The organism is Hansschlegelia beijingensis (assembly GCF_014196425.1).
In the GTDB taxonomy this organism is placed as follows: domain Bacteria; phylum Pseudomonadota; class Alphaproteobacteria; order Rhizobiales; family Methylopilaceae; genus Methylopila; species Methylopila beijingensis.
In genome coordinates this window covers 47,474-62,844 of the sequence record NZ_JACIDR010000003.1, presented here as the reverse complement: position 1 = coordinate 62,844, position 15,371 = coordinate 47,474, and the positions used below count along the sequence as shown (strand labels likewise).

The window sequence follows — 15,371 nt, the reverse complement described above, 5'->3', positions numbered from 1 at the left end:
CGAGCGTCGCCTTTCGGAGACAGTCGCGCGCCCGGCGTCAGCGCCTGGCGGTCTTGGCCGCCGGCTGGTCCCAGCCCCCCGGGGGCTCGGCGATCGTGTTGGCGGCCGCGTCGACGGGCCGCGCCCGGAACGCGTCGACCGCCGCCTTCGCGGCAGGGAGCGCGGCGCCGAGCGCCTTGCCCACCTCGTCGCGCTTGCGGGCGGCGTCCTCGTCGCCCTGGGCGGCGGCCAGCGCGAACCATTTGTAGGCCTCCGCGAGGTCGCGCTTGCCGCCGAGGCCGCGCGCCCGCAGCACCGCGAGATTGTACTCGCTGTCCACGAGGCCGCGCTCCGCGGCCATGCGGAACCACACCACGGCGGCGTTGTAGTCGGGCTTGCCCAGCCCGCCCTCGGCATGGATCACGCCGAGATTGTGCATCGCCCGGACATTGCCGGAGGCGGCGGCCTGCTCGTACCAGCGGCGCGCCGTCTGGATGTCGCGCGTGACGCCCGTGCCCTTCTCGTAGAGGCTTCCCAGCCGGTGCTGCGCAGGGGCGAGGCCCTGACCGGCGGCCTTCTCGAGCCACCGGGCGGCGGCCGTCGGATCCGGCGCCGCGCCGCGGCCCTCGAGCAGGCGGGCGGCCAGTTCGAACTGCGCCGCGGGGTCGCCCGCCAGCGCCTTGCTGCCCAGCAGCGACTTGCCGAGCGCGGGCGGAAGATCCTCCTTGCCGCGGGAGATCGAACCGGTGGTCACCGGATCGGCGGCCTTCCAGGCGTCCGGGCCCTTCGGCGCGGTCGCCGGGGCGGCGCTCCCGAAGGCGTACTGGGTCAGGTCGGCGGCAGGGGCGCGCGGCGCCGCGATCTTGGCCGGCGCGTCCAGGTCAGCGTCCGGCGCGGGCGCCGCCGTGGCGCCGGTCGCCGGCGGGGCGATCTCCGAGCGCTTCTCGGCCGGCGCAGGAGCAGGCGCGTCCTCGGCCTCGGTCCGAGGCTCGGCCTGAGGCTCGGAACCGGGCTCGGGCTCAGGCTCGGGCGCGGGCTCCGCCGCCGCAGGCGCATCGTCCTCGGCCTGCGCGGAGCTCGACGGCTCAGACTGCCCAGACTGTTCAGACTGTTCAGACTGCGCGGCAGGCCCCGTCTCCGGCGCCGTCTCGGGATCGCCGCCGGTCATCCCGCTCGCAACGTAAAGCGCGGCCAGAACGATCAGCGCGGCGCCGACGCCGGTCAGGACCGGCCGCTTGCGGGCCTTGAGAGCGGCGATGACGCCGGACAGCCGCGAGGCGGGCGTCGGCTCGGTCTCGGCGGTCGCCGCCGCCTCGTCTTCGGCCGCCGACTGAACCGCGGCGCGGCGCGCGGCCGCGATGAAGGACGCCGCGGTCTGGGCCGCGGAGGACTGGCCGACGAATTCGCCGCGGCCATGCGGCGCGCTGCCGGGTTCCAGCGGATGGTCGGGGGAGAGATCGAGGTCGAGCTCGATCGGCCGGAACGGCGTGGTCTCGGGCTCCGGACGGACGGGCGGGAGCGGCTTTTCGGGCGCCTCCGCCTCGAGCTCGGCCATCGCGCGGCGCGCCGCGGCGCGCGCGGCCTCCGTGGCCTTGGCGCTCGGCGCTTCGACGGGCGCGCGCGGGCGCTCCTGTTCGGGCGCCGGCGGAGGCGTCCATTCGGACACGGCGGCGGGGGCCGGCGCGCGCGGGCCGTCCTCCATGCGCTCGAGCAGCCGCTCCAGCGTCAGGCGGACTGCGTCGAGCGTGTCGGCGGTGCGGCGCTCGGCCTGCGAGGCCGCAGCCCTCAGTTCGGCGAGCGCCTGCGCGATCTCGCCGCTCGCCCCGCCGCCCGAGAGCGCGGAGCGGGTGGCGTCGGCGGCCGCGCGCGCGGCCTCGGCGCCAAGACTGACGCAGCTCTGCTCGATGCGGGCGGCGACGCCGCTCATTGCGGCGTTGAGATCGTCCAGCCGGCCGTCATTGCGCTCCAGGCCGCTGACGATGCGGCCGATCTGCTCCTCCAGCGCCGCCGAGGACTGAACCTCGCCGGGACGGGCGACGAGCAGCTGTTCGGCGATCGAGCGCACCGCTTCCTCGACGCGGTCGAACGAGGCGCCACGGGCGCGCGTCGCCGCGGCCATGTCGTCGATCCGCTCGCTCAGGCCGTCGACGCTGCTGACGAGTTCTCCGACGGCCTCCGGCGCCGGCGCGACGGAGCGCGCCGAGAGGCTGGTGGCGAGCGTGTCGATCTTGCGGCCGAGCCCGTCGATCGCCTCGGGCCGGGCGACCGCGGCGATCTTCTCGATCTTGTCGTCGATGACCTCGAGCTTGCCCGTGATGTCCTTGAAGGCTGCGGCGCTCGGGGCGACCGGCGGCCGCGCCTTGAGGCCCTCGGTCAGCGCCTCGATCTGGCGGCCGAGATCGCTCATCGCGTCCGCCCGGGGGCGCGCATCGAGCTCGGCCCGGAAGGCCTCGTTCATGCGATCGAGTTCCTCGGCGCGGGCGCGGGACGCCTCGGCGATCGCGTCGATCTTGCCGTCGAGCGCCTCGACCTGGCCGGTCAGTCCCTCGACCGCCTCGCGCGCCGGGATCGCGGCGCTCTCGTGCCGGTCGAGCCGGGCGACGATCGACTGGATCTCGGCCGAAAGCTCGCCGACCGCGGAGGCGCGGGGGAAATGATCGAGTTCGCCGCGCACCTCCTCGATGCGCTGCGCGAGCGCCTCGACAGCGTCGGCGCTGCGCGGGCCGATCACGTCGAGCCGGGCCGAGATGGCCTTCAGCTCTTCGGCGAGCTCCGAAATGACCTGGGGGCTGGCCGCGTGGCCGCGCATCTCCTCGACCTGGGTGACCAGGGCGTCGATCGCCTTCAGCGCGCCGGAGTCCAGGCCCGAAGGCATGGCGGCGCCGAGCAGCCGCGACAGCGTCGCCATCTCGCTGGTGAGCTCGTCGAGATCCGAGCGCCGCGGCAGCTCCTCGACCGTGCGGCTGAGCCGCTCGATCTCCGAGCGCATCCCGGCGATGACGTCGGGATCGATGGCGGGTCGGGCGGCGGCCTTGGGCGCGGGCGCCGGCCGCAGGGCCGGCGAGGCGTCGGCCTCGTCGTCGAGCGTCTTCTGCCGCGCGGCGATCTCGGCCAGCGCGGCCCTCAGGGAGGCGATCGGGGGCGCGTCGCGGCGCGGCGGCGCGGCGGGCGCCGGAGCGGCGCGGGGCGCCTCGGTCAGCGTGCGGGCGAAGTCGGTCAGACGCGCCTCGACCTCGGGCGCGACGCGGGGCTCCGGCTGGGGCTCAGGGGCCGCCGCGAGCGGCGCAGGGGCCGCAGCGGACGGCGCGAGGGCCGCAGCGGACGGCGCGGGCTCGGCCGCCTCGACGCGCTTGGCGGTCTCGGCCCAGCGGGCGAGGCCCTCCAGCGCCTTGGTCAGACGGTCGTCGGCCTCCGGGACACGCTGCGCGAGCATGCCGACCAGCCTTTCGAGCTCCTCGGGCGCCGGATCGCCGGACCGCCGCGCATGGGCGAGACGCTCGGAGAGCTCGATGAGCGGCCGCGCTTCCTGCTCCGGCGCCATGCGCTCGGACCGGCGGCCCCTCGGATCGCTCACGCTCATATGACCCACCCCGAGAGCCCCCGCGGTCGCGGAAGCCTTGCGAAACTGTTGACGACGCGGCGCGCCGAACCGCCTGCGGCCACTTTTGACCGCCATAGTAAACAAGCCGTTAACCATGCCGCCGATCGACGACGTCCCCGCGGCCGCCGGGCGGCCCCAGAGGCTCCCTGACGGGCTCTGGCGCGAAGCCGCGCAGTGGGGCAAACAAGCGGTTCCTCCGAACCCCCGCGAGCCTCCCGATGCCGGCGCCGACTTCATCCGTGCCCGCGCGGACGCGCAGCGTCCTGGCGATCTACCGGCGCACCTGGGGCCTGCTCGGCGACGAGCGGAGGCTCGCCGGCTGGCTTGCCGTCGGCAATGTCGCGCTTGCGGTCGCGGCGTTCGCCGAGCCGGTGCTGTTCGGGCGGATCATCGACCAGCTGACCAAGGGCGGCGACGGGATCGGGACGACGGCCGCGCTGTGGGCGGCGCTCGCGCTCGCCGCCATCGGCGGGCGCGTGCTGGTGGGGCTGCACGCCGACCGCCTCTCGCACCGCCGGCGGCTCGCCGTGATGACGGAAGTGTTCGGCCACGCGCTGTCGCTGCCGCTCAGCTTTCACCGCCGCACCCATTCGGGGCGGATCGTGAAGGCGCTCATCACCGGCGCGAACGCGCTCGCGGACGTCTGGCTGTCCTTCTTCCGCTCCGGCTGCGCCACCCTGGTCGGACTGATCGCGCTGCTGCCGGCGAGCCTCGCGCTGAACCCGTGGCTCGGCTCAATCCTGATCGCGCTCGCGGTGGTGTTCGGGATCGCGATCACGCTGCTGCTGCGGCTGACGCAGAACCGGCAGGAGAACGTCGAGAGCTACCACTCCGACCTCGCGCAGCGCGCCGCGGACGCGATCGGCTCGGTCGCGGTGGTGCAGAGCTTCGCGCGGGTGAACGCCGAGATGGCGGGGCTGAACGGCGTGATGCGCCGGCTGCTCGACGTGCAGATGCCGGTGCTGTCCTGGTGGGCCTACGCGGCGGCCGCGACGCCGGCGGCCGGCACGATGACCGTGCTCGGCGTCGTGCTCGCCGGCGCGGCGCTGAACGCCCAGGGGCTGGCCTCCGTCGGCGAGATCGTGACCTTCGCGGCGCTCGCGGGCCTGGTGATCGCGCGGCTCGGCGACGCCGTGTCGCTGATCAACATGCTGCTGCTGAACGCGCCCCGCATCGGCGAGATGCTCGATCTGGTGGACGAGCGGCCGGAGGTGGCCGACCGGCCCGGCGCCCGCGATCCGGGCCGGCTCGCGGGCCACGTCGCCTTCGAGGGCGTCTGCTTCTCCTACGAGCCCGGCCGGCCGACGCTGGTCGACGTCAGCTTCGAGGCGCGGCCGGGCGAGATGGTGGCGCTCGTCGGCGCCACCGGCTCGGGCAAGTCCACCACGCTCGCCCTGCTGCACCGCGCCTTCGACCCGCAGGCGGGCCGCGTCACGATCGACGGGGTCGACATCCGCGACATGACGCTCGACGGGCTGCGCCGGAACGTCGGGGTGGTGTTCCAGGAGCCGATGCTGTTCGCCCGCTCGATCGCGGACAATCTGCGCGTCGGCAAGCCCGACGCGACCGAGGCCGAGCTCGAGGCGGCCTGCGCCAAGGCGCAGGTGCTCGACGTCGTCCGCCGGCTGCCCGAGGGGTTCGGGACGCTTCTGGGCGAACGCGGCGCGTCGCTCTCCGGCGGCGAGCGCCAGCGGCTCGCGATCGCCCGCGCGCTGCTCAAGGACCCGCCGGTGCTGGTGCTGGACGAGGCCACCAGCGCGCTCGACGCCGGCACCGAGACGCGCGTCCAGGCCGCGCTCGACGAGGCCCGCCGCGGGCGCGCCACGCTGGTCATCGCGCACCGGCTGGCGACCGTGCGCAGCGCCGATCTCGTGCTTGTGTTCGACCATGGACGGATCGTCGAGCGCGGCTCCTTCGCCGAGCTGGTCGCCTCCGGCGGGGCCTTCGCCGGACTGGTCGCCGCCCAGGAGCTGACGGCGCCTCCCGGCGCCCCCGCGATTGGCAATTGAGGCTCCAGAGGCTAAGCATGACCCAGCCAAAAAGCCGATCGCCGCTCGCCGCTCGCCGCAGCCGTCGCGCGCGGGCGACCCTGCACGCATGTTTTGAGTCCGCCGATGACGATGCAGATCCGCCGCCTCGCGGCGCCCCTTCTCGCTCTCATGCTCGGCTGGACCGGCTTCGCGGCCGCCAACCCGATGATCGTGGTCGACGTCCGCACCGGCGGCGTGCTCGAGGCCAATGAGGCGACCACACCCTGGTACCCGGCGTCCCTCACCAAGCTGATGACGACGCTGGTCGTGCTCAACGCCATAAAGGCCGGCCGGCTGACGCCGCAGACCCCGCTGGTCTACAGCGCCCGCGCGCAGGCCGAGCCGCCGAGCAAGATGGGCTTCCAGGTCGGCCAGACGGTCACCGTCGACGACGCGCTCAAGATGCTGATGGTGCAGTCCGCCAACGACATCGCCGTCACGCTGGCGGAGGGCGTGTCGGGCAGCTTCGAGGCCTTCGTGGCCGAGATGAACCGGACGGCGCAGCAGATCGGCATGACGAACTCGAACTTCGTCAATCCGCACGGCCTGCCGGTCAGGCCGGGACCGGATCTTCAGCGCAGCACCGCCCGGGACTTCGCGGTGCTGGCCGTGACGCTGCTCCGGCAGCATCCCGAGCACGCCTCGCTGTTCAACATCGAGGCGCTGCGGATCGGCGACCGGATCCTGCGCAACCACAACGGCCTGATCGGCCGCTATCCCGAAGCCGACGGCATGAAGACCGGCTACACCTGCTCGGCCGGCTACAATCTGGTGGCCACCGCGACGCGCGGCGGCCGCCAGCTGGTCACCGTGATCCTCGGCGCGCCCAATCCGCTGACGCGGTCCGAGAAGGCGATCGACGCCTTCGAGCGCGGCTTCCAGGCGACGTCGGCGCGGGGCGCGCTGGGTTCGATGCGGGACGTCACCGCCGCCTTCACGCTCGACCTCAGGGAGCAGATGTGCGGCAAGGCTTACGCCAAGGAGCGCACGGCGCTCCGCAAGGCGGCGGAGAGCCATCCCTGGGCCGAGCGGCTGATGACGAAGCCCGCGGTGTCGCCGATCCTGGTGTCCGCGTCGCCCGTGCCGGGGCAGACCCAGGTCGCTGGCGAGCCGAGCGGCGTGAACGAGGACGCGCCGTCGGCCTTCGCGCCGACGCCGGGAACGACCCCCGCCGTCGCTGGGCAGACGGTGAAGCCGGGCTCCGCCAAGGTGCGCTCGCTCGCGGCTCCGAAAGGCAAGGCTGCATCCCAGAAGTCGACCGCATCGAGGAAGACGCCTCCGAAACCGAAGACGGCGCCGGCGGCGCTCAAGCGCGACAAGAAGATCGATCTCAAGCCCGCCCTGAAGACGGGCGACGGCGCCCAGCCGGTGCCGGGTTCGATCTACCGCAACGCCGCGCCCACCAACGGCAAGTCCGCCTTCTGATCGCGACCGCGGTTCCGCAGATGACCGACAGACGCCCGGAGCCGATCCCGCTTGCGGTGCTGACCGGGTTCCTCGGAGCCGGCAAGACCACCCTGCTCAACCGGCTGCTGCGCGACCCGGCGCTCGCCGACGCCGCGGTGGTGATCAACGAGGCCGGCGAGATCGGCGTCGATCATCTGCTGGTCGAGCATGTCGCGGACGGCGTGGTCGCTCTCGCCGGGGGTTGCCTGTGCTGCTCGCTGCGCGGAGACCTGATCAACACGCTCGAGGATCTCCTGCGGGCGCGCGACAATGGCCGCATTCCGCCGTTCCGGCGGCTGGCGATCGAAACCAGCGGCCTGGCCGATCCGGTTCCCATCCTGCAGACCCTGACGCTGCATCCCTATCTGGCGATGCGCTACCGGCTCGCCGCCGTGCTCGCCGTCGTCGACCCGACCACGGCCCCCGAGACCATGGCGGCGCATCCGGAAGCGGCCCGACAGGTCGCGATGGCCGACCGCGTCGCGCTGTCGAAGCTCGACCTCGCCAGTCCGGAGGACGTCGAGCGCACGACCGGCCTGATCCGCCGGCTGAACCCCGCCGCCGAGCTCCTGGAGGCGCAGGACGCGGACGCCTCGTCCCTGTTCGCCGAGGCCTCGCCGCGGGCGCTGGATCTGACGCCGCTCGCGGAGGGCCATGGCGCGATCCGGGCCGTCTCGCTCGCCAGCGAAGCGCCGCTGACGCGGGCGAGCTACGACATGTTCGTCGACCTGTTGCGCTCGGCGCATGCGCCGAAGCTGCTGCGCCTGAAGGGCCTCGTGAAGATCGCCGAGGACCCGCGGCGCCCGCTCGTCGTGCAGGGCGTGCGGCATGTGTTCGCCGAGCCGCGCTTCCTCGACTCCTGGCCGGACGGAGACGCCCGCACGCGGCTCGTCGCGATCGGCGAAGGTCTGCCGGCCGACCTGCTCGCGACGCTCTACGCCGCCTTCGCCGGACGGGTCGCGCCCGACCGGCCGGACCGCGCGGCGCTGCTCGACAATCCGCTCGCCCCGCGCGGCGGTGGACTGCTCTCCTAGAACATTACGGCGGGCTGGACAGAGCGCCTCCGCGCGGGCTTCAGTCCACCCAAATACGACGCCCGCCGTTCCGGCGAGACGGGCGCGAGCAGGAGGGGACATGGCCGGCAGGTCACGATTGGCGCGCGAATGGACCTTCCTCGCGGGCATCCTGCGCGCGCTCAAGGCCACCACGCATATCGGCCGCAACCGAAGCCGCGTCTTTCCCCACGTCGTCGCCGAACTCGCCGAGCAGCATGGCGACCGGCTCGCCCTGATCTCGGACCGCGAGACCTACACCTACGCGCAGTTGAACGCCCGCGCCGACGCCTATGCGCGCTGGGCCCATGCGAACGGCGTCCGCAAGGGCGACGTGGTCGCGTTGATGATGCTCAACCGGCCCGACTACCTCGCCTTCTGGGTGGGGGTGCTGCGGGTCGGCGGCGCGGTCGCGCTGCTGAACACCAACCTGTCAGGCCGGGGGCTCGCGCACTGCGTCTCGATCGTGCGGCCGAAGCACGTCGTGGTCGGGGCCGAATGCGAGGAGGCCTATCTGTCGGCTCAGCCCTTCGTGACCTCTTCGCCCGCGCCGACCGCCTGGTTGCATGGCGGCGGCTCTGCGGGCTGGCCGCGCGTCGACGAGGCCGCCGAGGCGCTCGCGGGCGAGCCGCTGCCGGCCTCGGAGCTGCCCGAGCTCACGATCGAGGATCGCGCGCTGTTCATCTACACCAGCGGCACGACCGGGCTGCCGAAGGCCGCCAACATCAACCACTACCGGCTGATGTCGATCAGCCACGGCTTCTGCGGCGCGATGGGCATCGAGGCCGAGGACCGGATGTATGACTGCCTGCCGATGTACCACACGGCCGGAGGGGTCATTGCGGCCGGCAGCCCGCTGCTCGCCGGAGCCTCGGTGGTCATCCGGGAGAAGTTCCAGGCGCGGCGGTTCTGGGACGACGTGGCCGCGACCGAATGCACGCTCGCGCAATATATCGGCGAGCTGTGCCGCTACCTGATCCATCAGCCGGAATGCGCGGCCGAGAAGACCCACAAGCTGCGTCTCGTCTGTGGCAATGGCCTGCGGCCGGATGTGTGGCCGCTGTTCGAGCAGCGCTTCCGGGTGCCGACCATCCTCGAATGGTACGCGGCGACCGAAGGCAATGTGGCGCTGTTCAACTTCGACGGGACGCCGGGCGCGGTCGGCCGCATCCCCTGGTATCTGAAGCACAAGTTCCCGGTGAAGATCGTGCGCTGCGATCTCGCGACAGGCGAGCCGGCGCGCGGGCCCGACGGGTTCTGCGTGGAATGCGCGCCCGGCGAGACGGGCGAGGCGATCGGCCTGATCCTGAACGATCCGGCCAAGCCCTCGGCGCGCTTCGAGGGCTACGCCGATCCGGAAGCCACCCGGCGCAAGATCCTGGCGGACGCGTTCCAGAACGGCGACCGCTGGTTCCGGACCGGCGACCTGCTGCGGCAGGACGAGCGCGGCTACTTCTATTTCGTCGACCGCATCGGCGACACCTTCCGCTGGCGCGGCGAGAACGTCGCCACCACGGAGGTGGCCGAGGTTATCTCGACCTATCCGGGCGTGCGCGAGGTGTCGGTCTATGGCGTGCCGGCGCCCGGCTATGAGGGGCGCGCCGGCATGGCGGCGATCTCCCCCGCCTGCGCGGAGCTCGATCTCCAGGGCCTGCACGCGCATATCGAGCAGCATCTGCCCTCCTACGCCCGCCCGGTGTTCCTGCGGGTCACCGGCGAACTGCTGGTCACGGGCACGCTGAAGCAGCGCAAGGTGGAGCTGGTGACGGAGGGCTACGATCCGTCGCGCGTGACGGACCCGCTCTACGTCGCGCAGCCGGAGGAACGGCGCTTCCGCCCGCTCGACCCGGAGCTTCACGCGGAGATCGGCGCCCGCAAGGTCCGGCTCTAGCTGCGCGGCGCCCTCTGGTTAACGGAACCTTGCCGCTCCTGCGCGGATTTTCCGAAGTCCTTCTCGATCTTCATTTACGGCGTTTCCGAACCCATCCTTAAGCGGCCTCCGCTACTCGTCGAGGATCGGATGAGGACGAAGCCAGACATGAACGTCGAGGCGAGCACGCCTTACGAGGCGGGAGGGCCGGCTCGCATGAGCGGGCCTGCACGGCTCGTGGAGCGCGTGCGCCGGCTGCTGTCCGACCGCTCCGACACCGCCATCGCCCAGAAGGTCGCGGGCGGCGCCTTCCTGATCCGCGTCGTCAACGCCGGCATCGCCTTCGTGTCGCAAATCCTGCTGGCGCGCTGGATGGGCGAGACCGAGTACGGCGTCTACGTCTATGTCTGGACCTGGGTGCTGCTCCTCGGAGGGCTGACCAGTTTCGGCCTCGGCTCCGCGCCGCAGCGCTTCATCCCCGAATACAGCGAGTCCGGCCAGCAGTCCCTGCTGCGAGGCTTCCTGATCGGCTCCCGCGTGATGTCGATGGTCTCCGCGACCGTGATCGCAGGGCTCGGCGTGCTGGGGATCTGGCTGTTCGGCGACCGGCTCGAGAGCTGGACCGTGGTCCCGCTCTACCTCGCATGCTTCTGCGTGCCGATGTACGTGCTGACGGACGTGCAGGACGGCATCGCCCGCTCCTTCAACTGGATCGACGTCGCGCTCGCGCCGGCCTATTTCGTGCGGCCGCTGCTGATCCTGCTGCTGCTCGGGGCGCTGAGCTACGAGAACTTCGCAGCCACCGCGACGACCGCGATGGCGGCCACGATCATCGCCACCTGGGCGACCTCCATCGCCCAGCTCACGATGCTCGAGCGCAGGCTGAAGCGTCGGCTGCCGCCGGGACCGCGCGCCTACGCGCCCGTGACCTGGCTCAAGATCTCGCTGCCGATCTTCATGGTCGAGGGGTTCTACCTGCTCCTCGCCTACACCGACGTGCTGGTGCTTTCCGCGTTCCGGGGCGCGGACGAGGTCGGCGTCTACTATGCGGCCGTGAAGGTGATGTCGCTGGTCGCCTTCGTGTCCTTCTCGGTGGCGGCGGCCGTCGCGCATCGCTTCGCCGAATACTCGGTCGCGGGAGAGCGGGACCGGCTCGAGAAGATGGTGCGGAACGCGGCCCGATGGACGTTCTGGCCGTCGCTGGCCGGAACCGTCATCATCCTCGCCTGCGGCTGGCCGATCCTGTGGCTGTTCGGCCCCGGCTTCACCGACGGCTACCCGCTGCTGCCCGTGATAGCGGTCGGGCTCCTCGCCCGCGCCAGCGTCGGCCCCCTCGAGCGCCTGCTCAACATGCTGGGGCAACAGAACCTCTGCGCCGCCGTCTATGGCGCCGCCTTCCTGCTGAACCTCTGCCTCTGCGTGGCCCTGGTTCCCTATTGGGGCGCGATCGGGGCCGCGATCGCCACCTCCACAACGCAGGTCCTCGAAACCGTGGTGCTCTTCAGCCTCACCCGCCGCCGGCTCGGACTCGGCGCCCTTCCCTGGCGGCGTGCGGCGCCGGCCATGGCCGACGGCGCCGCAGCGGCTGCGGCCGCAACCGTGGCCGATGTCCCGGCCTCGCCCGGCCGCGCCTCCGCGCCGCCGCCTCCCGCCGACGCCCCCCTGCCCTTCCGGTTCGAGCTCATGACGCTCGAAGACCTCGAGGGGCGCCGCTCCGCCTGGGACGACCTCGCGTCGCGCGCGTTGGAGCCGAACCTGTTCTGCGAGGCGGACTTCGCGCTCGCGGCCCGGCGCATGGCGGCGAACCGGCGGGTGCGCATGGCGGTCGTGTGGGACGATGAAGGCCCCGGCGCGCCGCGCATGATGCTGGCGGTCGCGGTCAGGCCTCGCCGCCTGCTCCCCCTCGTGCGGATGCTGACCAACACCGACTGGGCGTTCTTCGGCGCGCTGGGAACGCCGCTGCTCGACCGCGAGCGGCCGACGCTCGCCCTCGAGAGCTTCCTCGAAGGCCTGCGCGGTCTCGGGCAGACGATGTTCCTGTTCCGCTTCCTGCCCGAAAGGGGCCCGACCGCCGACGCGGTGCGGGCGGCGGCCGCCCTCCTGGGACGGCCGATCGTGCGGGTCTCGGGCCACGAGCGGGCGATGCTGCGCTCCGCCCGCGACGCCGAGGATTATCTGACGCATTCGCTCTCGGCCAAGAAGCTGAAGGAGCTGCGCCGCCAGTTCCGGCGCCTCGCCGACGAAGGTCCCGTGGACTTCCGGGAGGCGCGCGCGCCGGCCGACGTCGCCGCCGCGCTGGAGCGTTTCCTTGACCTCGAGGCGCGCGGCTGGAAGGGCCAGAAGGGCTCCGCGATGCGCCTCCACGCCTGCCAGACAGGCTTCCTGCGCGAGCTCTTCGCCCGCCGCGCCGAGAAGGGCGAGGCGCGCGTCCTTGAGCTCTTCGTCGGCGAGCACCTGATCTCCTCGGGACTTGTGCTCACCAGCGGCCGGACCGCCTGGTTCTACAAGACGGCCTATGACGAGCAGCGCTCGAAGTGCTCGCCAGGCGTCCAGCTGACCCTCGAGCTCACCCGCCGGATGCTCGATGACGATGGAGTCGACCTGGTCGACTCGACCGCGATCGCGGATCATCCGATGATCGATCACATCTGGCGGGAGCGTCTCGCGCTCGGGGATTGGCTGATCGCCGTCCGTCCCGGAGCCGGACCGCTGGTGATGGCCTCGGCGCGGGCCGAAACGTTGCGCCGACGACTTCGCGCGATCGCCCGCGATCTCTATCACCGCTTGAAGGACAGAACCCGATGACCGCCCTCAGCGCCGACGCGGCCGAGCTCGCCGCGAACTATCCGCTCCGGCATTTCCGGATTTCGCACGACCTCGCCTCGCATCCGCTGCTGCAGCTGCCGCGGCTGATCGAGCTCACCCGGGAGCTCGACCGGGACCGGATCGAGTACAATTCCGGCAAGCTGCAGGTGAACCAGAAGGCCGACGAGACGCCGCTGGTCGACATGCCGCCGGAGGAGGTCGTCCGCAAGATCGAGACGGCGGGCGCCTGGATGGTGCTGAAGCGCGTCGACACCGTTCCGGCCTACCGGGCGATGATGGAGGAGGCGCTGCTCTCGATCGCCCGGCAGCTCGGCCACAAGAGTCTCGACGGCGCGAGCTTCCGGGAGATCGAAGGCTTCATCTTCGTGTCCTCGGCGAACTCGGTGACCCCGTTCCATTGCGACAACGAAGACAATTTCTTCGTCCAGATCCGCGGGCCGAAGTTCTTCCACCTGTTCGACAATGACGACCGATCGCTGGTCTCCGAGGAGCTGCTGGAGAGCGCGCCCACCAAGCACCGCAACCTGCCCTACCGGCCGGAGTTCGAGAGCCGCGCGACGGTCTACGAACTGGCGCCCGGCGAAGGCGTGTTCGTGCCCTACCAGGTGCCGCACTGGGTGCGGACGGGCGACGACTACTCGATCTCGATGGCGATCACCTGGCGGTCGGCGGACGTGGTCCGGCGCAACAAGCTGATCTTCATGAACGCCTGGCTGCGCGAGAAGGGCTTTCCGCAGGCCGCGCCCGGCGCCCGCCCTGCGCTCGACGGGCTCAAGGTCGCAGCCTACACGGCGGCCCGCTCCGCGCTGGAGCCGCTGCGGCGCAACGAGTCGATGCGCCGCCTGCTGCGCCGGGTGATCTTCGGCGAGAAGGCGAACTACTTCGACGCTGCCCACAAGGCGGCGGAGCAGAAGAAGGCGGCGTAGGCCGAAGCGCCGCACGCGTCCGGGCGCTCACTCCGCGTCCCGGAGCGCGCGACGGATCAGCTTGCCTGTCGTGGTGAGCGGCAGCGCCTCCACGAAGGCGACCTCGCGCGGGTATTCGTGCGCGGACAGCCGCTCCCGCACGAAGCGGCTGAGCTCGCGCGCGAGCTCAGCGCTGGGCGAAGCGCCGGGCCTCAGCTGCACGAACGCCTTGACGATCTCGGTGCGCAGCGGGTCCGGCTTGCCGACGACCGCGGCGAGCGCGACCGCGGGGTGGCGGGCGAGGCAGTCCTCGATGTCGCTCGGCCCGATCCGGTAGCCGGACGAGGTGATCACGTCGTCGTCGCGGCCGAGGAAGCGGAAATAGCCCTCCTCGTCGACCAAGGCCTGATCCCCGGTCGTCAGCCAGCCGTCGCGGAACCTGGCGGCGGTGGCCTCCGGCTGGCGCCAGTATTCGAGGAACATCACCGGGTCGGGCGCGCGGATGCAGATCTCGCCCGCCTGGCCGGGCGCGCACGCGCGGCCTTCTTGGTCCAGAACCGCCACCCTGTGCCCGGGGACCGGCTTGCCCGTGAACCCGGGCTTCGAGACGCCGAGGGCGGCCGCCGAGGCGAGCACATAGTTGCACTCGGTCTGGCCGTAGACCTCGTTGACCGGCGCTCCCAGCGCTTCCGGCGCCCATTCGAAGGCGGCCTCGCTCAGCCGTTCGCCCGCCGAGACAAGGCTGCGGAGCGGCGCCCGCAGCCGGCCCCCCGGCCCCTCGACCTGCGCCATCATCCGCAGCGCGGTCGGCGGGATGAAGGCGTTGCGCACGCCAGTCTCCTCGATCAGCGCGAATGCGCCGGCCGGATCGAACTTGGCGGCGGGCTGCGCCACCACAGGGACTCCGTGATGGAGCGCAGGCGCGAGCAGGTTGAGCAGGCCGCCGGCCCAAGCCCAGTCGGCCGGCGTCCAGGCGAGATCGCCAGGGCGCGGAAAGCCGTCATGCGTCATGCGAAAACCCGGAAGGTGGCCGAGCAGCACGCGCGCGGCGTGCAGGGCGCCCTTCGGCGGCCCCGTGGTGCCTGACGTGTAGATCATCAGCGCCGGATCGTCGGGCGATCCGGCGACCGGCTCTACGCCGCCGCCGGCCGCCAGCAGGGCCGCGTAGTCGAGCGCATCCCCCTCCGCGCCGTCGGTCGACACGATGGTCTCGAGCGCGGGCAGCGGCTCGTCGACCTGGCGCAGCCGGGCGAGCCCCGCCGCGCAGGTGACGAGCGCCCGCGCGCCCGAATCCCTCAGCCTGAACGACAGCGCGTCCGGGCCGAAGGCGAGCGCGAGCGGCGTCGCAATCGCCCGAAGCCGGGAGGTGGCGACATGCGCCGCCACGGCCTCCGCGCCCTGCGGCAGGAAGATCGCCACCCGGTCGCCGCGCCCGACGCCCCGGCGGGCGAGCGCGGCGGCGAGCGCCTGGGAGGCGTCGCGCAGCGCGCCATAGCTGGTGGCGACGAGCGGTTCTCCGGGACGCTTGGTCAGGAGCGCCGTCCGGCCGGGGCTCCGCAGCGCCCAGCGGTCGCAGATCGCCTCCGCTATGCTGAAGCGCGCCGGCAGGCGCCAGCGGAAACGCCGGCGCAGACTTTCATGCGGATCCGCCGCAGCCATCAG

8 protein-coding genes are annotated in these 15,371 nt (G+C 72.3%); 6 read left to right on the top strand and 2 right to left on the bottom strand.

All coding sequences use genetic code 11. The annotated features are described in order from the left end of the window. Positions 1 to 37 precede the first annotated feature (37 nt). Positions 38 to 3,559: a tetratricopeptide repeat protein gene (locus GGR24_RS10295; RefSeq protein ID WP_183395280.1), complete on the bottom strand. Its 3,522-nt coding sequence runs from the start codon at positions 3,557 to 3,559 to the stop codon at positions 38 to 40. A 260-nt stretch (positions 3,560 to 3,819) separates the two neighbouring features. Here GGR24_RS10295 and GGR24_RS10290 point away from each other — a divergent pair, with 260 nt between their 5' ends. The 6 genes from GGR24_RS10290 (at position 3,820) to GGR24_RS10265 (ending at position 13,730) form a co-directional block, all read left to right on the top strand. After that, a complete protein-coding gene (locus tag GGR24_RS10290; RefSeq protein WP_343066237.1) occupies positions 3,820 to 5,589 on the top strand; it encodes a glucan ABC transporter ATP-binding protein/ permease in 1,770 nt (589 codons plus the stop codon). Positions 5,590 to 5,694: 105 nt separating this feature from the next. Beyond that, complete coding sequence (locus tag GGR24_RS10285; RefSeq protein WP_183395278.1) at positions 5,695 to 7,035, top strand: D-alanyl-D-alanine carboxypeptidase family protein; 1,341 nt, start codon at positions 5,695 to 5,697, stop codon at positions 7,033 to 7,035. 20 nt (positions 7,036 to 7,055) lie between these two features. Continuing rightward, complete coding sequence (locus GGR24_RS10280; protein ID WP_183395277.1) at positions 7,056 to 8,090, top strand: CobW family GTP-binding protein; 1,035 nt, start codon at positions 7,056 to 7,058, stop codon at positions 8,088 to 8,090. A 100-nt stretch (positions 8,091 to 8,190) separates the two neighbouring features. Beyond that, positions 8,191 to 9,999 (top strand): long-chain-acyl-CoA synthetase, encoded by a 1,809-nt coding sequence (locus GGR24_RS10275; RefSeq protein ID WP_183395276.1) that lies wholly within the window; start codon positions 8,191 to 8,193, stop codon positions 9,997 to 9,999. A 129-nt stretch (positions 10,000 to 10,128) separates the two neighbouring features. Then, positions 10,129 to 12,783: a GNAT family N-acetyltransferase gene (locus GGR24_RS10270; protein ID WP_246398310.1), complete on the top strand. Its 2,655-nt coding sequence runs from the start codon at positions 10,129 to 10,131 to the stop codon at positions 12,781 to 12,783. Beyond that, on the top strand, positions 12,780 to 13,730 hold the full coding sequence (locus tag GGR24_RS10265; protein ID WP_183395274.1) for a cupin-like domain-containing protein: 951 nt from the start codon (positions 12,780 to 12,782) through the stop codon (positions 13,728 to 13,730). Before GGR24_RS10270 ends, GGR24_RS10265 begins: the two co-directional genes overlap by 4 nt. 27 nt (positions 13,731 to 13,757) lie before the next feature. Here the strand turns inward: GGR24_RS10265 and GGR24_RS10260 are convergent, their stop codons facing one another. Further along, positions 13,758 to 15,368 (bottom strand): AMP-binding protein, encoded by a 1,611-nt coding sequence (locus GGR24_RS10260; RefSeq protein ID WP_183395273.1) that lies wholly within the window; start codon positions 15,366 to 15,368, stop codon positions 13,758 to 13,760. Positions 15,369 to 15,371: the final 3 nt, after the last annotated feature.

Bases quoted from the DNA above. Each gene is read 5' to 3' on its own strand.
- GGR24_RS10295 (WP_183395280.1), bottom strand. From the start codon at position 3,559: ATGAGCGTGAGCGATCCGAGGGGCCGCCGGTCCGAGCGCATGGCGCCG.
- GGR24_RS10285 (WP_183395278.1), top strand. From the start codon at position 5,695: ATGACGATGCAGATCCGCCGCCTCGCGGCGCCCCTTCTCGCTCTCATG.
- GGR24_RS10280 (WP_183395277.1), top strand. From the start codon at position 7,056: ATGACCGACAGACGCCCGGAGCCGATCCCGCTTGCGGTGCTGACCGGG.
- GGR24_RS10275 (WP_183395276.1), top strand. From the start codon at position 8,191: ATGGCCGGCAGGTCACGATTGGCGCGCGAATGGACCTTCCTCGCGGGC.
- GGR24_RS10270 (WP_246398310.1), top strand. From the start codon at position 10,129: ATGAGGACGAAGCCAGACATGAACGTCGAGGCGAGCACGCCTTACGAG.
- GGR24_RS10265 (WP_183395274.1), top strand. From the start codon at position 12,780: ATGACCGCCCTCAGCGCCGACGCGGCCGAGCTCGCCGCGAACTATCCG.
- GGR24_RS10260 (WP_183395273.1), bottom strand. From the start codon at position 15,368: ATGGCTGCGGCGGATCCGCATGAAAGTCTGCGCCGGCGTTTCCGCTGG.